Source organism: Leclercia sp. GLN_9 (assembly GCF_043105735.1).
Lineage (GTDB): Bacteria > Pseudomonadota > Gammaproteobacteria > Enterobacterales > Enterobacteriaceae > Enterobacter > Enterobacter adecarboxylatus.
Genome location: NZ_JBICLV010000017.1, coordinates 654,894 through 673,139, shown reverse-complemented (window position 1 = coordinate 673,139; position 18,246 = coordinate 654,894). Strand labels below are relative to the sequence as shown.

The window sequence follows — 18,246 nt, the reverse complement described above, 5'->3', positions numbered from 1 at the left end:
GTAAAAGTCACACAGTCAGCAGGCGCGTATCCTCGCAGATCTCTGCCTCTGATGCGACATTTTAATCGGGACTTCATCCGGCGGCGGGTCCGGCATCGGCTGTGGGCGTGGGATCGGCTCGGGTACGGGCACCGGATCGGTAGGTATCGGGTCCGATTGCCGTGTTTGCAGCAGCAGTGTTAAGAGCATGGTCATATTACCCTCCAGAAGAACGGGTTGTCTCTTTTAGGGTAGTCGCTGCTGGATAGCAGGCAAAAAAAAGCCGACTTATTTAAGTCGGCGTCGTACGAATCAATTTTGCTATGCAGTAATTCAAAAAAGGAAGTAAGACAATATGGAGCGCAACGCCCATCGCTTGACGTTGCATTCACCTGCGGAAGGAATATTGCACCTTATGGGTAATCAGTTTATTGACTTCGCTCAATTAAAATAGCGTTTCAGGTCTATGGAAACCTAAAAATAGTGTAAATTTACAACCATTTACTACGATGTAACCACCACGCAACACCGCCAATTAAAATCACTAACATGATACAGAACAGCGAAAAACCAAAGCGGAACTCCCCGCCGGGGATGCCACCCAGGTTGACGCCAAACAGCCCGGTTAAAAAGGTGCTGGGCAGAAACACCATCGCCATCAGCGACATGGTGTAGGTTCTGCGGGAGAGCGACTCCTGCATGACCTGGGCGATTTCATCGGTCATGATCGCCGTACGGGCGATACAGGCGTCAATTTCATCCAGGCCACGCCCGAGTCGGTCGGCAATATCCTGCATTCTGCGGCGCTGATCGTCATTCATCCAGGGGAAACGTTCACTCGCCAGCCGGGCATAGACATCGCGCTGCGGGGCCATGTAGCGGCGCATCACGATCAGCTGCTTACGCAGCAGCGCCAGAAATCCGCGAGGTGGAATAACCTGATCGATCAGGTTATCTTCGAGATCGATAATCTTATCGTGCAGCTTTTCGATAAACTCGCTGGCATGGTCGGTGAGTGCGTCGCAGACATCCACCAGCCAGCTACCGCAGTCTTCCGGGCCTGTGCCCTCTTTTAAATCCCCGACAACATCGTCCAGCGCCAGCACTTTTCGTTGGCGGGTTGAGACAATCAGCCGTTCATCCATGTAGAGGCGCATCGCCACCAGCTGATCCGGCCGCTCATCGGTGCTGCCATTGATACAACGTAGGGTAATGAGCGTCCCCTCGCCCATGCGGGTCACGCGCGGGCGCAGGCTTTCCCCGGCCAGCGCGTCGCGCACGTTGTTAGGCAATAACGGGGTTGAGGCCAGCCAGTGAGCGCTCTCCGGCTGGGTATAATTCAGGTGCAGCCAGCAAGGATGTTGCTGATCGATAGTATCGTTGTTCGTGAGGGGCCTCGCCCCGCCCTTGCCATCAAGTAACCACGCAAAAACTGCGTCAGGAACGTTAACTTCCGATCCTTTTATGCCTTCCACAGCGCCTCCGCCAGTAGCTGTTCTTTGCTGTCAGTCTAGTCACCCAGGCAGGTTAAGCAACCATTAACCGGTCCATCGCGCTGAATTTATTCATAAAAGAGACTATTCCTGAACCCTGGCTGGCTCACAAAAAAGCCTGGCGAACCAGGCTGTTATCTCGGATGCGTTGTCAGGTACGCGCCGGGCTGAGTTGCCCGTCGAACAACGGCGCAGAGGATGCCGGTTCCAGATGGAAGTTTCGCGTGCGGGCCTGCAATTCATCCACCTGATTTTTCAGTACCGCTGAAGAGCCAGACAGCTCTTCCACCATCCCCACGTTACTCTGGGTCACGTTTTCCAGATCGGTTAACGCCTGGGTGATTTGCGCGATGCCTTTTTCCTGTTCATACGTCGAGGTAGAAATCTCATCCATCAGCTTACTGACCTGCCCGGAACCGCTGACGATCTCGTGCATGTTCTTTTCAGCTTCGGCCACTACCATTGCGCCCTGACTGACGTTGCTACTGGTCACGGCGATCAGGGATTTAATGCTTTTTGCCGCCTCGGCGCTGCGATGCGCCAGGCTGCGCACTTCCCCGGCCACGACAGAGAAGCCTTTACCATGGTCACCTGCCCGGGCCGCCTCGACCGCCGCATTGAGTGCCAGAATATTGGTCTGGAACGCGATACCGTCGATCATGGTGATGATCTCGGTCATCTGCTGGGCGCATTCGGTAATGGAAAGCATATTGTTAGCAACCTGCCCCATCAGCTCGCCGCCTTTTTTTGCCTGTTGAGTTGCCACATTTGCCTTCTCATTGGCGAGGCGAGTGTTATCAGCGGTATTTTTCGTGGTGGCGGCCATCTGCTCCATACTGGCAGAGGTCTGGATCAGCGATGCTGACTGCAGCTCAGTTTTCGCCGCCAGCGCCGAACTACGGGCGGCCAGCTGTTCAGAAAGACGCATTGCGGTGGCGGAGGAGGAGCGGATCTCACGCACCAGGGTGGCGATGTTGTGCGACAACGTGTTGATACCCGGAATCAGTCGGCCAGCACAGTTATCACCAAATTCGGGGATGGTGACGCCCAGATTACCGGCCACCACCTCTTCAATACTTCTTTTCACCGTATTGATGGGCACCACCAGATACAGGGTCATGTAAACCCGCAGAAACACAAACGCGACGACAAACAAAAGATTAAGTGAAATTAACAGAGATGTTTGCGGCGCTAAAAAAAAGACCAGTCCATCAATTAAAAGAAGCACAACCGCCAGATAAGAAAGAATAAACGTTCTTACGCTAATGTTTCTGAGCATAATATATACCACGACGGAATTTTCAGACGATATGGAATATATAACACTCTGCTTTTTATTTTTCACCCTCATTTCATCAAGACTATTCATTAACCTTAAAGGGCTAACAATTTAACTTAAAGTGACATTAAACACCTATGAATGGCTAAGCATTCGCATTAAAGTCCAATAAACGCAATGTTAAGCTCTCTATGCAATGAATTATTGTTGTTCTGGCAAACGTGATACTTAAGCTGCACGATCACTCTGAAGCAGTATTGATTAGCCGGGCTTAAACCTTTTTATCGCACATTAGTTTTTACGGTTTTAATGAAAAAAGCGTTAATGTTTTCTCAACGTTAATCCGATACTAGAAATATTTTTGCATAACACGGCGCTTTTCCTCAGCAACCAGAAGAGAAAATTTATTTATTAACGCTGTCACAGAAGCGATTAATAAAACTATTCCAGTTGGTAAAATTAATACGAATTTCATACGAATATCACAAAAAAATCCTGCCTGACGGTATGAAGTAGAGTATGTTTCAAAGAAGCCCACGCGTGCCGCTCCGCCGTGGATCTCAGACATTTAACTTTCTGATAAATGAGACTGAGCTATGTCTTCTACAGGGTTTGCTGCACTGGATATGCTTAAAACGCCCATATGGGTCGTATCACCGGTTACGGAGGATCTCCTGTTCGCCAATACGGCAGCAAAAAAAATTATGCAGGACGCGACGCTGGACAGTCTGCGCAAAGGCGTCTGCTCGGCACATGCGCAGGCGACGCTTGCGATGTATGTGCCCGATTTAAAAACCCAACAAGAGATCATCGAAATCTGGAGCGTGCTGGTTAATCACCAGCAGACCAGCCTCAGCTGTCGGCTCTCGCTGGCTGTTTTTGATACCTGCGGCGAGGTGATTATTTTTGAGGGTATTGCCCGCCAGCCGGTACAGGGGCTTAAAGCCACCAGTTCGGGCACCTATCAGCGCAAAAAACAGGGGTTCTATGCCCGGTTTTTCCAGACCAACAGTGCACCAATGCTGTTAATCGATCCTGCCCGGGACGGCCTGCTGGTCGATGCCAATCTCGCGGCGCTCAATTTTTATGGCTATACCCATGAGGAGATGTGCAGCAAACACACCTGGGAGATCAATACGCTCGGGCGCAACGTGTTGCCGGTGATGACCGAGATCGCGCGTCTGCCTGGGGGGCATAAGCCGCTTAACTTTATCCATCGCCTCGCGGACGGCACCACCCGACACGTACAGACCTATGCCGGCCCCATTGAAATCTACGGTGATAAACTGATGCTCTGCATCATTCATGATATTACCGAGCAAAAACGGCTTGAGCAGGAGCTTGAACACGCTGCGCTACGCGATTCGTTAACCGGCCTGCTCAATCGCCGCCAGTTTTATCACCTCACCGATCACACCTCACCGAACCACCTTCCGGCCCAGCAGGAGTTCAGCCTTCTGCTGGTGGATACGGACCACTTTAAGCGCATCAACGACATGTTTGGGCACCAAAAAGGCGACGAGGTGTTGATTGCTCTTTCGCGCACGCTGGAAATCTGTTGTCGTAAAGACGATTACGTTTTCCGCTGGGGTGGCGAGGAGTTTGTGCTGCTGCTGCCGCGCACGTCACTGGACGCCGCGATGCAGATCGCTGAAACCCTGCGCGTGGCGATTGCCCGCATTGCTATCCCGGGCCTGCCCCGCTTCACCGTTAGCATTGGGGTAGCCCGGCATAACCCGGATGAGAGTATTGACGATCTCTTTAAGCGCGTGGACGATGCCCTGTATCGCGCCAAGAATGATGGTCGTAATAAAGTGCTGGCGGCGTGATGCCGCCATCTGTCATTCCATTTATTCCTTGAGGAGTGGTTAAGATGAGCAAGAAAATTTTGATGCTGGTCGGAGATTACGCGGAGGATTACGAAACCATGGTGCCGTTTCAGGCACTGCAGATGATTGGTCATCAGGTTGACGCCGTCTGTCCTGACAAAGCCAAAGGCGACTTTATCATGACGGCGATCCATGATTTTGACGGCGCCCAGACTTACAGTGAAAAACCCGGCCACCGCTTTGTTCTTAATGCCGATTTTGCTGCGGCGCAAGAAGAGGATTATGATGCCCTGCTCATCCCCGGTGGACGAGCACCTGAATATCTGCGCCTGAATGAAAAAGTCCTCGAACTGGTGCGGGCTTTTGATCAGGCACGCAAACCTATTGCCGCGGTCTGCCACGGCGCGCAACTCCTGGCCGCTGCGGATGTGCTGAAAGGACGAACCTGTAGCGCCTATCCTGCCTGTGCGCCGGAAGTGCGACTTAGCGGCGGGTATTATGCTGACATTGGCATCGATGAAGCGTACGTTGATGACAATCTGGTCACCGCCCCCGCCTGGCCCGCGCATCCGCAGTGGCTGGCGAAATTTGCCGAGCTGTTGCAGAGATAAATCGATAGTGAAACCCTGGACAGGCTCGTCGGTTTCAGGCCAGCCTGTCTACAGCCCTGAAAAAACGCTCCTCGGTCATGATTGCATTATCCTTTGGGCTCTGATGCTCGCCTCGGATAAACCAGCCCGCTTCAGGTGCCATGCTCAAATAAAATACCTGATGGATACCGGGCGCATCGACATGCATTATTACAAAGCCCAACTCCGTGCCCTTACAGAGCTGTTCAGGGATAATGCGCACAAAGCGATCGCCGTTCTGTAAGTGTATGGTAGTAATATCATAACGGCATATGCCGCTGCTGAGGCTATAGCCAACCGTACTCAAATCATGGAGATATTTTGTCGATAACGTGACACCAATGGCAGTGCCTGCGAACCACTGGCTAATCTGATCCGCAAGGTCATCCATTCTTGAGGTGAACTCCCGAATTTCTGCTTCAGCCGATTTTTGGCCAAATGTTACAATACTATTATTGCGCTGCACTTTTTTAAAAAAACGATCTTTGGCTGACACTCTGACTCCATGAGTTACCGTATTAATTTGTTCACCAGGCTTTAGCGCACCACGCGTTTAGCCACCCTTTTCTTCTTTTTCTTTTCGCTCTCGCCTTTTCCCTGACCACTTACTCTGGGCGCGAAAATGCATCATATTCAATCAAGTGCTTTTTGCTTCAGAAGCGCATAGCGAGCGATAAGCTGTTGCAGATGCAGCTCCGCCAGATTCTGCTGTGCTACTGGCCGGGGCTGCTCATCATTTACTGCGGACAGCTGGCGGAGTTGTTCTTCCACTGGAATAGCGCGATTAAATGACTGCATGATGGTAAATACCTGCGATTTCAGTTCACTGACTGTCATATACTTGCCGCGCTTTTCATCCAGCGCATTGAGCTGATTCGCTAACTGTTGCAGCCGCGTCATCCCCTGATACCAGCCGCTAAGATTTTCTGAAGGTAGTGCCTGTGCCGCAATCTGCTGCTGCCACTGTAGCGCCAGCGGTTTTGCCTGTTCCGGCCACAGAGTTAACGCCTGTTGCACCAGTTGCCCGCCATAGCTTACGACCCAATCGGGTTTCAGTTGAGCCAGCCGCGCTAACTGCTGTGCCGTCTGGCTGAGACCTGTTTCCGCTGACAGAGGGTTATTCTGCATTGCCTGCAACTGCGCCGGGGAAGGCGCAACGGGTAACGGTGCCAGCGAGGCGGTAAATTGCGCCTGAACCGGATCCGGCTGGTGCATTGCCTGCCATCCCCAGACCGCTGCACCTGCCACCACCAGCATGGTCAGCATCCCGGCGGCAAAAGGCTTCCAGGGTATTGTGGGCTGCGATGGTACTGTCACAGCGTCACTATCGCGTTGCGCGACATACACCCATTTTGTTCTATCCGGCGGGTCGATGGCAGTATCCGGGATAACAGTCTCCTCCGTTTCAACTGTCTCATGGGCGCTATTCTCCAGCCGCACCGCCGCGTTGTGCACTTGCGTTAGCAGCGCGTCCAGTTGACTGACATGCTTCAACTCCAGGTGCTGTAATACCTTTTCCAGTGCTTTCAGGTGCGCTTCCACCTGGTAGAGCTGGCTCTGATCACTGCGTGTCAGAGGCAGCGTGCGCATCACCTGTTGAAGGCGTTTACTCAGGCTGCGCAGGATTTCCATCCGCGCATTTACTGGCCGCGGCCAGAGGTTTTCCCACTGCCGGGAGACCAATGCTGCCAGTATCGCCAGCCCTTCATTCAATCCGTACATTCCGGCACGTTGTGTGCGGACAAGCGTATACCAGGCGGCGGTCTGCAGCTCCACACCGTTCTGTTCAAACAGCGACAGGCAGAGTTTTTCGGCATACGGCCAGTCCACATCCGGGCGAGCCGGATGGGTCAGTTTGCTCATTTCTTCGCGCAGGGCGACGTAATCCGCAACCGCGCGCGGATCTCCACCGGTTTTGAGGTGGCGTTCAGGGGAGGTTGTCATGGTAGTTTCTGTCAGAAAAATCGCTAAATTGCGGCGCGGACATCCAGGTACTGCTGCTGTTTCATATGACGGATTAGGATTTTGCCCTCCGGCATAAACTCGGTGCCGTAACGCACCAGCCCGACGCCTTTCAGCTCGGCATCAATGGCGTAGCGCAATTCGACAGGCCGGGTCTGCTCGAGCATCACGACCGTGATTTTGCGCAGGCGTGGCTCGTATTTCAGCAACACCGCCGACAGGGTGGATATCAGCTGGTGCGCAGTTCCGGGCATCCCCTGAAGAATTTTCGTCATATCCGGCAGACCGTAGTCCGGCAAATGCGCCAGCGTCCCGGCGCGGCAATTGATAATACGCTGCATATTGTCCAGTACGGAGAGGATTGCCTGATTTTCTTCACTGACCTGATGCAGATCGAGGCCGCCTGCAAAATTGCCGAACAGGGTTTCGTATAACGACGGGCGCGGCATCTCAGTCATCCTTCAGCGGTTGCAGGGTCAAACTGTTATGGCTGGCTTCAATAATACGTGGTGTGTCCGGATCCAGTTCATCGCGGGTGATGACCAGACGCCAGGTATTGTTTTCCTGATCGGGTGCCATAAACATACCGGCCACCGCCACAAAATGCGCCGCCTCCTCCATTGGCATATCCAGCGAGAAAGATTCTCCCGGGCGCAGGCGGATATCTTTTTCTGCCACTAAATCCGCTTTAATGGCCTGGCTGTCCATGGCAAATAGCGAGGGATAATCGGTGCTGTCGAAGGCCTTGCGGTCTTTTAGCTGGTAAATACGTACTACTGTCGCCAGCGACGCCCCTTTTGCGTTGTTATTCACACCTTCCCGTGCGCGGATATCCAGATGCAGGGTTTTTACCTGTTTGTAAAAAATGGATTTGGTCGCCGCAACCGTGCCATCGGATATCTTCTGCGTCAGCCCACAGCCGGTTAATGTTGCTGCCAGGCACAATGCCAGCAGCGTGGCGGAGGTGTTAACGCTGCGGTTCGCCGCGACGTAACCAGTTGTCCAAAAGACGGCTATCCGCACGCAGGCGCTGCTGAGCCTGCAGTTTCGGTGCGGGCGGCGTGCCGCTGAGACGGTGATAGACGGCAAGGTGGTCACCCACGCTGCGTACCAGGCGCTGGTTATTAATAAAGGAGGCCAGCATTGCCAGCGCGAGAAAAACAAAACAGATAGCACCGGCCAGCCGGGTATCCTGCATCCGACGGCTCACGCCGTGATGGCGTGGCAACGACGCCAGTAACACATCAGGCAACGGTAACAAGTCATCCGCTGCGCCACATGACGGAGGTAATGTGGTTGTTCCTGCTATCTGACGCGACCAGAGGTTTTCCGATACCCCGGCTACAGGAGTCAGACAGATGCCAACAGCACAGAGATTGCAGGCGGGGAGTTCCTCCTGACGCGTGCGAAGCGGCCGAAAGAGAAGCGTGTTGCTCAACCTGAGCACGCTGTCGAGCCATAGCGCATTAGCCAGACGGACGTCATCCCCCACAGCTTCCTGCTGCCAGCCAGTTACCGGCAGGGCAACCTGGCCGTTCTGGCGAGCACGTATGCCAGGCAGGTCAGGCGTGACGGTAAACCACAGCACCTCATCCGAATGCTGAACAGGCGGTGACACCCAGACCACACCCCAGATAGGCGGCAGGCCGTTTAGCCAGGTTCGGCACTGGACGATACTGCGTCGCCAGTGCCGAAGCGCCTGCGCACACGTTTCTTCTGAAATGTGCTGTTCCGGTGTCATCGCCAGCATTACCGAAACCTGTGACACTAGCGCCGGACGAACAGCAGCCAGATGCTGCGCCAGCAGCCAGATGCTGCGCCAGCAGCGGCAATGCCTCAGCACTCTGTACCTGCAGATACCAGCCGTGGCGAGTTTCACGCCAGACCGTGTTACCGGAAAACAAGGAGGTGGTATCGCCGCATACCAGCACCACCGCACCCTGAAAATCTTCCGGCGGCAGGCTGTGCTCCGTTATCGTTTCACTGATGGCCCGGCACTGCAGATGCAGCCGCCACTGACGCCAGAAAGCCACAACGCCCGCCAGCAGAATACACAGGCTCAACGCGAGTCGACTGCTGGTCGAAAGTGGCCAGAATCCCAGCACCAACCACAGCGCCAGAAGAAGGGCTAACGCCGTGAGCAAACCACGGGAGAGTTCACGCATTCGCTAGCCCTGCCCTGCAATCCGGGCCACCATCTGAGCCAGGGATGATGAGAAGATAAGCCACAGCGCGGCAAGCACCACGATACCTGCAGCCCAACCCAGCCAGTACAGCCGTCGTCCGCTGCGCAGGCGCGATGCCCGCACAACTACCGGTGCGTCCTCAGTCAGCGCAAAAGGCGGCACGCGTTCGCTGAGTGCACGCACCACGTCCTCCCGCCGTTCGTCGTCCTGATCACGGTACTGGCCGACAAAGCCCAATTGCAGGGTCCGGTACAGGCAGGTCAGCACCGCGTTATCTGGCGCGGGTTCACGCAGAACGGTGCGGATAAGCTCCCACAGCTCTTCCCCTGCATTCAGGGTGCTGAAGAACCGCGCCTGTAACGGATCCTTGCGCCACTTACGGTAACCATCGTCCTGTCTGTCGCGGTTCAGCACGCTCTCATCCAGCAGGGCGCAATAAGCGTAAAGCATGCGATCGCAAGAGCCAGCACTGTATCCCCCGTCCGTTAAAGCCTCGCGGGCCTCCGCGACCCAGCGGCAGGCGCGACGGTAAAGCGCATCACCGTCCTGAATCTCCTGCCCGCTGCGCAACTGGCTGACCATCAGCCAGCCCGGATAAAACGTTTTATTGATCAAATCCAGATTCATCATGTTCATGAGCGCAGCACCGCAAACAGTTCCAGCTTCACGTCACCGAGCGACTCCGGCGTATAGAAGGTACAGTTTCCGGCATCCAGCATCGCGCGGGCCGCCGCAGTAGAAAGATCGAGCGCAAAATACTGGTTTTCCAGACGCACCGGGATGGCTGCCGGGACGTGGCTCAGGGGTTTAATCACCATCCCACTCAGTGCAATGTTAACGACTTCAGATACGTCGTCATGGCTACCCGCCTTGCACAGCTGAGGGAAGCGCGTCTGCAGTTCGTGGTTTGGCATGGAGGAGCGCACCGAGAGATAGAAGTCTGCCCCTTCACGCAGCCTCGCGTCGTGCAGTCTGCCGCGCCAGATTTCTCTGTCCTCGCCCTGTTCGAGCGAAATGGCAACAACGCGGGACGGCAGGCTAGCTTCCAGCAGACGATCCAGCAGGGTAAACAGCGGCGGAAATACATCTTCCGGGGTATCGTGCCGGTAGAGCGGGATATCGTCGGCGTTATGTTCGAGAGAAAAGGTCAGCAGACTACCGGCAAGCCTTGCCAGTTCACGGTACAGCAACTCGGGATGGCGGGATGGTGTCTGGTGCAGCTCCGTCAGCACCGGCTCCGCACTGTTGAGCGCATTCAGCAGCCAGAACAGGGAGACATCCGCCACTGCGAAGTCCGCCATCCGTTTATTACTTTCCCGTCTCATCGCCATCAGACGCTTGCGGCGGGCCTGCAGGCGGTGCAAGAGTTCACCCAGTTCGCTGACCAGCGCAGGACTTGCCGACAGCGAAAGCATTGGAGGAATGAAATCTCTGTCCAGGCTCCACAGCCCCTGCACATTACGGGTGACTCTGGCCACCGGACAGGTCAGATAGGCTGCATTTTCCTGGGTGGAGAGACGCAGCGTCAGCGCATGACGCAGTACTGCCAGATCGCTGCGCTCATGGCCAGCCAGCTCCTGGACTGTCACTCGCTCTGACTGCCAGCGACGTGGACGGGCACTGTCGCACCCGTCGTCAAGATTACCGCCATTCGCACTAAGCAGCGGCAGGCACAGCAGCACCTCAACACTCTCCAGCCCTGTCGCGGATAAATCACAGACCGGCGGCAGGTTATCCGCCAGGTCTGTATCTATCAGCGTGCCATCCGCAAAGCGTACCGCCATACGGACGGCATTAAGCCTTGCGAGTGTGAGCGCGCTGTCATCAAACTCCGCACACAGCACACCCCAAGGGTGCGCCAACACCATCCGCGCAACGGTATCCGCAACGTGTGCATCCCAACGTGACTGCTGCTGGAACTGCTGCGGGGCCAGAAAGGCCCCGTCTTCCCATAACGGGCGAAAGATTTTCATCCCTGCTCCTGCCTTATCCTTTCGCTTTCGGCATCTGGCTGACCAGCGACAGGTTCACGTCCATCCCTTCCACCTGGAAGTGCGGCACGGCATACAGACGAACGCGGAAGAAGCCAGGATTGTCCTCGATGTCTTCTACCACTACCTTCGCATCGCGCAGCGGGTGTGACGCCTGCAGTTCGTCGCCTGGATCGGTCATTTCCGTCACCAGCCCTTTCACCCAGGTGTTCAGCTCCAGTTCCAGCAGGCGGCGGTCCTTCGTCGTACCGATGTTCTCGCGCTGGATAAGCTTTAGGTAGTGCGCAATACGCGACAGCAGGAAGATGTACGGCAGGCGCGCGTTAATACGGCTGTTGGCGGTCGCATCGGCGGTGTCGTACAGCGCTGGTTTCTGCGTTGAGTTGGCTGAGAAGAAGCACGCATAGTCGCGATTTTTGTAGTACGACAGCGGAATGAAGCCGAGATTGGCGAATTCGAACTCGCGGGTTTCCGGGATCATCACTTCAGAAGGGATCTTCACCTGGTTGCCGGTACCCAGATCGTACAGATGGATCGGCAGGTCTTTCACTGCACCACCGGCCTGCGGACCACGGATCTGCACGCACCAGCCATTGTTGATGAAGCTCTTAACCATGTTAGAGGCGAAGGCAAATGATGCGCTGGTCCACAGGTATTTCTCGTGATCCGGCCCTTTTACCTGTTCAACATAGTTAAAACTGCGCACTGGCACGGTATCCGGGCCATAAGGCAGGCGTCCCAGTACGCGCGGCATTACCAGCCCGATATAGCGGGAGTCGTCGGTATCGCGGAAGGATTTCCATTTGATGTACTCGGCACGGTCGAAATAGTTGCCGATATCTTTAATGGCAGCCACTTCTTCCATCGACTCTTTCAGGAAGAATTTCGGGCCGACGGAGCCGATAAACGGCATGTGCGCCGCGGCAGACACTTTGGAGATATTACGCAGCAGCGCAACGTCCTGCGGGCTGGCGTCAAATTCGTAGGAGGAGATGACCGAGCCGATCGGTTCGCCGCCTGGGGTGTCGTACTCGGCGGTATAGGTGTGCCAGTAAAGACCGCTCTGGATAAGCTCCGGCGCATCTTCAAAGTCCTGACGCAGATCGTCTTTCGACACATCCAGAATTTCTGTTTTGACGTTCTGACGGTAGTCAGTGTTGTCGACCAGCTGTTTCAGGCCGCGCCACAGGGACTCCACCTTCTGAAATTCCTGATGGTGCATCACCGCATCCAGCTGGCGGCTGATTTGATAATCCAGCTCCGCGATGTGGTGATCAATCAGCGTTTTGTCGAGCTTTTCCACTGGCTGACCGGATTTACGGATACAGTCCATAAATACCTGCATCGCGGCCGTCAGGCGTTCACCTGCAGAAGCATCAGCGAGCGCAGCATCATCCAGAAACGCATTAATATCCCCGAGGCTCGATGCCGGGGTGAGGTTGATTTTTTCAAACAAGGAGGCGTAAACGCCCTCTTTTTCCAGTACGGTGGTTTGCCCCTGAGCAGAGCCAGTTTCAGTATTTACAGACATCAGCATATTCCCGGTTAATCCATTAAAAGAGATGCCCAAATTTTATTTCGGGGCAAGTGCACTCATTTCGTCACGTAATTCCTGAGACAGCGCCGGGTCCTTAAGGATTTTCTCAAGCTCTTTTCTGAAAGTGGCGTTATCAAGAAGATTGGATTTCAAATCGCGTAATAAATTGCGCATTGCCAGCATCGCGCGAAGCTGAGGAATTTGACGGGCAACCTGTTCGGGTTCGAAATCTTTCATACTGGAAAAATGTAGGCGGATATTTTCTTCTACCCCCTCGCCAGCCAGGGTGTTCTGCACGGCCAGGTTAATTTCCGGGTTAAATTCTGAAAGTACACTGTCGAAGTTATTTTTATTGATGTTAACCTTTTTGCGTTCAGATAACGGCCTGTTTTCTTTGCCATTACTAAAATCACCAACGGTCAGGAGCTTAAGCGGTAGCTCAACTTTCTTTTGCGCGCCCCCCGTATGGAGAGCCAACTTGAGATTTATACGTGCCTTGGGCACTTCATTCTGAAATGTATCAGCCATAGCAGTCCCTTTTCCTTAAGGAATAGTTATTAAGTAAAACTTCATTTTTGCGCAGGTGATATTAGAACAAGTGATTACACTGAATCAACTCACTCATAGTCCAAAAGTAGACATTGTTTTAAATATTACCACTAATAACTGGCGGTGAACCTTATTAAACAACCGATATATATTCATCGCCATGATCATTCGCGCCTTAATAAAATGGAGCCAATCCTATTCGGGAATAAAATATCATATTTAGATTGTATTACTTCAATGGAAATGGATGAAATTTATTGATACCTGTGCAGACATGATAACCCACGCTATCATGCATTATCATTTTCTCTTTAAATCGATTTAGCCGAGACTATCTTAGTCTTAAAGGCGATTTTCGGGCCGATATCATCTGGCAGACCAGGGCCACCCGGCGCAACGCCATTCACCATAATACCACCGCTGATGTCTGCATCGTATAAGGGCGCGATTGACCCTAACACCGCCGCCTTAATACAGTGGCTACAGGAACCCCTCATCTTTACCCACGCGCATCGCGGCGTCATTACTCCAATGATGAGCGCTATCGACTCGCCCGATTCTGCGCTTCATGTTTCATGCGGGCCGCGGGTGCTGCGCTCCTTACCCGCGCACAAGCTGGAGGTATGGCCCATTCCGATTATGATGGCGCTGAACGGATCGCCATCATAATCCTCTGCCCGACTTCCTTCAGCAAAGGCGAGTAACCGCGCGCTCCACACAGCCGCCAGTAAAGCCGCCATCCGCTCGTTTGCCCGCTCCTGAACTACCGAGCTAAAAGATCACGGGATTAGGGTGAACGTGGTATCGCCGGGGGTGTTCTTCACCCCCTGCCATGCAATCTTATCTGCATGCCAATGACGGTATCGAGAGGGGTTAAAAATACGGCGTCGCTCGGACGGCTCGGTGGGGTGGATGAAGTGGCTACAGCGGTGCTGTTCCTGGCCTCTGACGAGCGTCGATTCGCTGCATGTGAAGCGCTATTCTTGGACGGCGGCATTATGGCGGTCTGACGCGCCGTCATAAGACAGGGATTGTTTTATCTGCTCGTCAATTTTATGGCGGCTTTCGTCATTTGCCGGGTTAAAAATTAACATCGCCAGATCTGGCCGCCCCTCTACCATGAAGGTTGAAAACTCCAGGTCAATCGCCCCCACCTGTGGGTGATAAATGCGCTTTATACCCTCGCCGTGGCTGGCGACATCGTTGCTGCGCCACAGGAGGTCAAATTCGGGACTCCGACTGCAAAGCTCGCCAATCAGGCTCGCCGTTTCTGCCGATTCCCCTGCCCGCGCCACGTCGGCACGAAAGGCATTCACCACCAGTCGGGCCACCGTCTGCCAGTCGGCCTGCATTTCACGTACCTGCGGGTCGAGAAACAGCCGACGCAGCACGTTACGCTGTGAATACGGTAGCTGCCCATAGTCGGACAACACGCAGGCGGCGGCGCGGTTCCAGGCGATAACATCCCAGGTGATGGTTTTGACCAGCGCCGGAACGTCGAACGCCTCCAGCACCCGTTGCAGACGCGGCGTGATATCCGTGGAGAGCGTGAAATGCGTTTCTGGCGGATGACCGAAAGCCAGAATAAACAGATGCTCGCGCTCGGGCCCCGTCAGGCGCAGCCCGCTGGCGATACGGTTGAGCACCTCACGCGACGGCGCACCGCCGCGTCCTTGTTCAAGCCAGGTGTACCAGGTGGGACTGATATGGGCAAGCTGCGCTACCTCTTCACGGCGCAACCCCGGCGTGCGCCGTCTGCCGCCGATAAAACCAAACGCTGTCGGATCAAGGCGCAAGCGTCGCGTCCGCAGAAAATCGCCCAGCGACTGCATTGTCATCGGCATCATCATTATCCTGTTAAGATTTATACCCTGATAAGGTCCCTACTTTTACCGTTTCACTATAGCGCTACTCTGGATGGCAACCCAATCTGGAGGTGAATTATGCAAGTATTTTTGACGGGTGCGAGCGGGTTTATCGGTTCGCGGATTCTGGCTGAACTGGTGACAGCCGGCCATCAGGTGACGGGCCTCGCCCGCTCGGAAAGCAGCGCGCAGGCACTTAAGGCCGCGGGGGCCGACGTCCATCGCGGTACGCTGGAGGAGCCTGAAACCCTGGCCGCCGCCGCGCAGTGCGCCGATGCGGTGATCCATACCGCGTTTGACCATAACTTTCACCGTTTCGTCGAGAACTGTGAACAAGACCGGCGGGTTATTCATGCGCTGGGCCAGGCGCTGGAGGGGAGCGATTGTCCGCTGATAATCACCTCCGGCACGGGTATGGGCAATGACGGCTCCACAGCGCTGGCGCGTGAAGATCAATTTAAACCTGATAACCATAATCCTCGCGTGGCCTCTGAAGTGGCAGGCTATGCGCTACTGGCGCAGGGCGTGGATGTGCGGGTGGTGCGTCTGCCGCAGGTGCATGACAACACCCGCCAGGGGCTGATCACACACTACATTCAACACGCTGCTGAAAAAGGTGCCGTCGCCTGTATTGGCGAAGGCAATACTTGTTGGTCGGCGGCACACGTCAGCGATGTCGCCCGATTGTATGTGCAGGTGCTGGAACAGGGCGAACGCGGCAGGCGCTACCATGCCGTCGCGGAAGAAGGCGTTGCCACACGGAAGATTGCGCAGGTGGTCGCCGATAAGCTCGGTCTGCCGCAGATCTCGCTCTCTGCGGCTGAGGCCGATGCACATTTTGGCTGGTTTGCGCTGTTTGCCGCCATGGATCTGCGCGCGTCATCTGACTGGACCCGCCAGCAACTCTGCTGGCACCCCACTGGCCCCGGCCTGCTGGAGGATTTGCAAAACATGGATTACGCACCGCTGTTAGCGTCTCGCTAGTTCCTTTTCACGGCTCCACCATTGGGGAGCCGGATACTGGTCTGGCAGAAGGAACGCTGTACCTTCGACGCCTGCCAGCGACAGTTCTTCTTTTCTTCCATGTCCAGTGAGCCTGCTGATAAAGTCAGTCAGCCGAACAGCGTCCTGTGGATGTTGCCTGGCAAGATAGGCCTGCAGGTCCTTTTCAGCGACTGAAAGAGAAACTGGCGCGAAGAATCGCGCCAGTTTCGTTTTTAGGAGAGGTCACTTTAGTCTAAAAGGCGATCCTGCCTATCAATGCTTCTCGATATACATCGTCCGGCTGTACGCCACGTCTTCCGGGTTGTTGATGGGATACCCTTTCACCCAGGGCTTGATTAGACGCCCATTGGTGTACTGGTAGATCGGCGCAATAGGCGCTTTCTCCGCGAGGATTTTCTCCGCTGTATTGTAATCTGCATTACGGGCCTTGACGGTGGTCTCCAGCGACGCCTGATTCATTACCTTGTCATACGCCGGATCGTTGAAGCGCGAGATATTGCCGGTATGCGTGGAGGTCAGCAGCGAAAGGAAGGTTGACGGCTCGTTATAATCCCCCACCCATGAGGCGCGGATCACATCGAAATTGCCGGTATTGCGGCTGTCGATATAGGTTTTCCACTCCTGATTTTGCAGCTTCACATCGACGCCCAGGTTCTTTTTCCACATCGATGCTACCGCAATGGCGATCTTCTGGTGGTTTTCCGAGGTGTTGTACAGCAGCGTTAGCTTGAGCGGTTTCTGGGCATTGTAACCCGCCGCCTGCAACAGCGTTTTGGCCTGCGCGTTCATCTCTTCCTGGCTCATCTGCTCAAAAGGCGATGGCTCAGGGGTAAAGCCTGCGGTCACGTCCGGGGTGAAGTGCCATGCCGGTTTTTCGCCGGTACCCAGTACTTTCTCGGCCATAATCCGCCGATCGATGGTCATGCTCAGCGCCAGACGCACCCGGGCATCCGCCGTCGGGCCTTTCTGGGTGTTAAAGGCATAATAATAGGTGCCCAGCTGCGGCGGGGTGTAAACCTGCCCAGGAATGTCTTTCAACAGCTTCTGGTAGAGGTTTTTCGGGAATGACTCGGTGATGTCGATATCGTTCGCCAGATAGCGCTTGGTGGCGGACGACTCCTGGTTAATCGGGATAAAGGTCACTTTCTGCAACACCGTTTTGTCATTATCCCAGTAATGGCTGTTGCGCTCGACGACCAGTTTCTCGTTAACCACCCGGTCTTTCAGGATGTATGCGCCATTACCCACCAGCGCACCGGGACGGGTCCACTCCGCGCCGCTCTCCACGTTAGCTTTTTGGACCGGGTAAAAGGCGAAGCTCGCCGTCAGGTTGGCAAACCACGGCAGCGGTTTATCCAGCTGAACGCGCAGGGTTCTGTTATCCACTGCGGTCACGCCCAGTTTGTCCGGCGTGGCCTTGCCGTCGATGATAGCCTGCGCATTACTAATCCCGGCCAGCGCTGCAAACCAGGCGAAGGGGGACGTGGTTTGCGGATCCACCAGGCGCTGCCAGCTATAAACGAAATCCTGTGCGGTGACAGGCGTACCGTCAGACCATCTGGCGTTCTCGCGCAGGGTAAAGGTCCAGGCGCGGTTATCATTACTCTGCCAGCTTGTGGCCACCCCCGGCACCAGTTCGCCCTTTTCATTCTGATTGACCAGGCCTTCGAACAGATCGCGGATCACCTGAATCTCAGGCAGCCCCACCGCTTTGGCAGGATCCAGCGAGGCGGGTTCATCTTTAATATGACGCACCAGCTCCTGCTTTGGCGCCAGTGTCGTCCCGGAGGGAACATCCGCAGCAAACGAATAAGAAGAGAGGCCACACAACCACAGGGCAGAACAAATCAACGAAACCGGATGCTTCATGAGATCCCCTTTGAAATGATGGGTAACGAGCAGATGCGTAATTATTTGTTTCGGAACAGGGAAATGCAAACAA

The 18,246-nt window shown here is 54.7% G+C and carries 18 protein-coding genes and 1 pseudogene; 4 read left to right on the top strand and 15 right to left on the bottom strand.

The genetic code is table 11. The features are described 5' to 3' along the window. Positions 1 to 15 precede the first annotated feature (15 nt). The 4 genes from ACF8PE_RS14055 to ACF8PE_RS14040 all read right to left on the bottom strand — a co-directional run bounded on the left by ACF8PE_RS14055 (position 16) and on the right by ACF8PE_RS14040 (position 3,319). Complete coding sequence (locus ACF8PE_RS14055; RefSeq protein WP_275891611.1) at positions 16 to 189, bottom strand: hypothetical protein; 174 nt, start codon at positions 187 to 189, stop codon at positions 16 to 18. Between the two features lie 281 nt (positions 190 to 470). Then, positions 471 to 1,454: a zinc transporter ZntB gene (gene zntB, locus ACF8PE_RS14050; RefSeq protein ID WP_392494996.1), complete on the bottom strand. Its 984-nt coding sequence runs from the start codon at positions 1,452 to 1,454 to the stop codon at positions 471 to 473. A gap of 169 nt (positions 1,455 to 1,623) precedes the next feature. Next, the gene (locus ACF8PE_RS14045; RefSeq protein ID WP_059309099.1) at positions 1,624 to 2,592 is read right to left on the bottom strand and encodes a methyl-accepting chemotaxis protein; all 969 of its coding nucleotides are present in this window, start codon (positions 2,590 to 2,592) and stop codon (positions 1,624 to 1,626) included. A 508-nt stretch (positions 2,593 to 3,100) separates the two neighbouring features. After that, positions 3,101 to 3,319 (bottom strand): hypothetical protein, encoded by a 219-nt coding sequence (locus ACF8PE_RS14040; RefSeq protein ID WP_144882818.1) that lies wholly within the window; start codon positions 3,317 to 3,319, stop codon positions 3,101 to 3,103. Between the two features lie 28 nt (positions 3,320 to 3,347). Between ACF8PE_RS14040 and ACF8PE_RS14035 the strand changes: the two genes are divergently transcribed. Continuing rightward, on the top strand, positions 3,348 to 4,580 hold the full coding sequence (locus ACF8PE_RS14035) for a sensor domain-containing diguanylate cyclase (RefSeq protein ID WP_059307759.1): 1,233 nt from the start codon (positions 3,348 to 3,350) through the stop codon (positions 4,578 to 4,580). Between the two features lie 44 nt (positions 4,581 to 4,624). Then, entirely contained in the window at positions 4,625 to 5,191 is a 567-nt protein-coding gene (locus ACF8PE_RS14030; protein WP_032611088.1) for a DJ-1/PfpI family protein, read from the top strand. A 34-nt stretch (positions 5,192 to 5,225) separates the two neighbouring features. Here ACF8PE_RS14030 and ACF8PE_RS14025 read toward each other — a convergent pair whose 3' ends face one another. From ACF8PE_RS14025 to tssB, 9 genes and pseudogenes are all read right to left on the bottom strand, one after another. Further along, positions 5,226 to 5,705, bottom strand: a complete 480-nt coding sequence (locus tag ACF8PE_RS14025) for a hypothetical protein (RefSeq protein WP_059307758.1) — start codon at positions 5,703 to 5,705, stop codon at positions 5,226 to 5,228. A 137-nt stretch (positions 5,706 to 5,842) separates the two neighbouring features. Then, positions 5,843 to 7,153, bottom strand: coding sequence for a VasL domain-containing protein (locus tag ACF8PE_RS14020; protein WP_191152584.1), 1,311 nt, complete (start codon positions 7,151 to 7,153; stop codon positions 5,843 to 5,845). Between the two features lie 23 nt (positions 7,154 to 7,176). After that, the gene (gene tssE / locus ACF8PE_RS14015) at positions 7,177 to 7,620 is read right to left on the bottom strand and encodes a type VI secretion system baseplate subunit TssE (RefSeq protein ID WP_392494995.1); all 444 of its coding nucleotides are present in this window, start codon (positions 7,618 to 7,620) and stop codon (positions 7,177 to 7,179) included. Between the two features lies 1 nt (position 7,621). Continuing rightward, positions 7,622 to 8,125: a type VI secretion system lipoprotein TssJ gene (tssJ, locus tag ACF8PE_RS14010; RefSeq protein WP_392495029.1), complete on the bottom strand. Its 504-nt coding sequence runs from the start codon at positions 8,123 to 8,125 to the stop codon at positions 7,622 to 7,624. A 16-nt stretch (positions 8,126 to 8,141) separates the two neighbouring features. Further along, positions 8,142 to 9,336: pseudogene (locus ACF8PE_RS14005) on the bottom strand (OmpA family protein); the annotation flags it as partial. A 3-nt stretch (positions 9,337 to 9,339) separates the two neighbouring features. Beyond that, positions 9,340 to 9,993, bottom strand: coding sequence for a type VI secretion system protein TssL, short form (gene tssL / locus ACF8PE_RS14000; RefSeq protein ID WP_032611102.1), 654 nt, complete (start codon positions 9,991 to 9,993; stop codon positions 9,340 to 9,342). Next, positions 9,990 to 11,330, bottom strand: coding sequence for a type VI secretion system baseplate subunit TssK (gene tssK / locus ACF8PE_RS13995; protein ID WP_059307742.1), 1,341 nt, complete (start codon positions 11,328 to 11,330; stop codon positions 9,990 to 9,992). The genes tssL and tssK overlap by 4 nt, the downstream gene beginning before the upstream one ends. 13 nt (positions 11,331 to 11,343) lie before the next feature. Then, positions 11,344 to 12,879: a type VI secretion system contractile sheath large subunit gene (gene tssC / locus ACF8PE_RS13990; RefSeq protein WP_392494994.1), complete on the bottom strand. Its 1,536-nt coding sequence runs from the start codon at positions 12,877 to 12,879 to the stop codon at positions 11,344 to 11,346. Between the two features lie 42 nt (positions 12,880 to 12,921). Beyond that, positions 12,922 to 13,413, bottom strand: coding sequence for a type VI secretion system contractile sheath small subunit (gene tssB / locus ACF8PE_RS13985; protein ID WP_032611104.1), 492 nt, complete (start codon positions 13,411 to 13,413; stop codon positions 12,922 to 12,924). An 869-nt stretch (positions 13,414 to 14,282) separates the two neighbouring features. On the opposite strand from tssB, the gene ACF8PE_RS13980 reads away from it, so the two are divergent. Next, positions 14,283 to 14,444 carry an SDR family oxidoreductase gene (locus ACF8PE_RS13980; RefSeq protein WP_392494993.1) on the top strand — a complete coding sequence of 54 codons (162 nt, stop codon included), beginning with the start codon at positions 14,283 to 14,285 and terminating at the stop codon, positions 14,442 to 14,444. Here ACF8PE_RS13980 and ACF8PE_RS13975 read toward each other — a convergent pair. Further along, positions 14,412 to 15,284: a helix-turn-helix transcriptional regulator gene (locus ACF8PE_RS13975; protein WP_392494992.1), complete on the bottom strand. Its 873-nt coding sequence runs from the start codon at positions 15,282 to 15,284 to the stop codon at positions 14,412 to 14,414. The genes ACF8PE_RS13980 and ACF8PE_RS13975 overlap by 33 nt on opposite strands. 93 nt (positions 15,285 to 15,377) lie before the next feature. Here ACF8PE_RS13975 and ACF8PE_RS13970 point away from each other — a divergent pair, with 93 nt between their 5' ends. Then, on the top strand, positions 15,378 to 16,283 hold the full coding sequence (locus ACF8PE_RS13970; protein ID WP_392494991.1) for an SDR family oxidoreductase: 906 nt from the start codon (positions 15,378 to 15,380) through the stop codon (positions 16,281 to 16,283). Positions 16,284 to 16,556: 273 nt separating this feature from the next. Here ACF8PE_RS13970 and ACF8PE_RS13965 read toward each other — a convergent pair whose 3' ends face one another. Next, complete coding sequence (locus ACF8PE_RS13965) at positions 16,557 to 18,173, bottom strand: ABC transporter substrate-binding protein (protein WP_032611109.1); 1,617 nt, start codon at positions 18,171 to 18,173, stop codon at positions 16,557 to 16,559. Positions 18,174 to 18,246: the final 73 nt, after the last annotated feature.

Excerpts from the sequence above, each read along its gene's own strand:
- ACF8PE_RS14045 (WP_059309099.1), bottom strand. The coding sequence starts at position 2,592 with ATGACCCTGTATCTGGTGGTGCCCATCAATACGGTGAAAAGAAGTATT.
- ACF8PE_RS13975 (WP_392494992.1), bottom strand. The coding sequence starts at position 15,284 with ATGATGATGCCGATGACAATGCAGTCGCTGGGCGATTTTCTGCGGACG.
- ACF8PE_RS14030 (WP_032611088.1), top strand. The coding sequence starts at position 4,625 with ATGAGCAAGAAAATTTTGATGCTGGTCGGAGATTACGCGGAGGATTAC.
- ACF8PE_RS14020 (WP_191152584.1), bottom strand. The coding sequence starts at position 7,153 with ATGACAACCTCCCCTGAACGCCACCTCAAAACCGGTGGAGATCCGCGC.
- ACF8PE_RS13980 (WP_392494993.1), top strand. The coding sequence starts at position 14,283 with ATGCCAATGACGGTATCGAGAGGGGTTAAAAATACGGCGTCGCTCGGA.
- ACF8PE_RS13970 (WP_392494991.1), top strand. The coding sequence starts at position 15,378 with ATGCAAGTATTTTTGACGGGTGCGAGCGGGTTTATCGGTTCGCGGATT.
- tssL (WP_032611102.1), bottom strand. The coding sequence starts at position 9,993 with ATGAACATGATGAATCTGGATTTGATCAATAAAACGTTTTATCCGGGC.
- tssC (WP_392494994.1), bottom strand. The coding sequence starts at position 12,879 with ATGTCTGTAAATACTGAAACTGGCTCTGCTCAGGGGCAAACCACCGTA.
- ACF8PE_RS13965 (WP_032611109.1), bottom strand. The coding sequence starts at position 18,173 with ATGAAGCATCCGGTTTCGTTGATTTGTTCTGCCCTGTGGTTGTGTGGC.
- ACF8PE_RS14035 (WP_059307759.1), top strand. The coding sequence starts at position 3,348 with ATGTCTTCTACAGGGTTTGCTGCACTGGATATGCTTAAAACGCCCATA.
- ACF8PE_RS14055 (WP_275891611.1), bottom strand. The coding sequence starts at position 189 with ATGCTCTTAACACTGCTGCTGCAAACACGGCAATCGGACCCGATACCT.
- tssE (WP_392494995.1), bottom strand. The coding sequence starts at position 7,620 with ATGCCGCGCCCGTCGTTATACGAAACCCTGTTCGGCAATTTTGCAGGC.
- tssK (WP_059307742.1), bottom strand. The coding sequence starts at position 11,330 with ATGAAAATCTTTCGCCCGTTATGGGAAGACGGGGCCTTTCTGGCCCCG.
- ACF8PE_RS14040 (WP_144882818.1), bottom strand. The coding sequence starts at position 3,319 with ATGTCTGAGATCCACGGCGGAGCGGCACGCGTGGGCTTCTTTGAAACA.
- tssB (WP_032611104.1), bottom strand. The coding sequence starts at position 13,413 with ATGGCTGATACATTTCAGAATGAAGTGCCCAAGGCACGTATAAATCTC.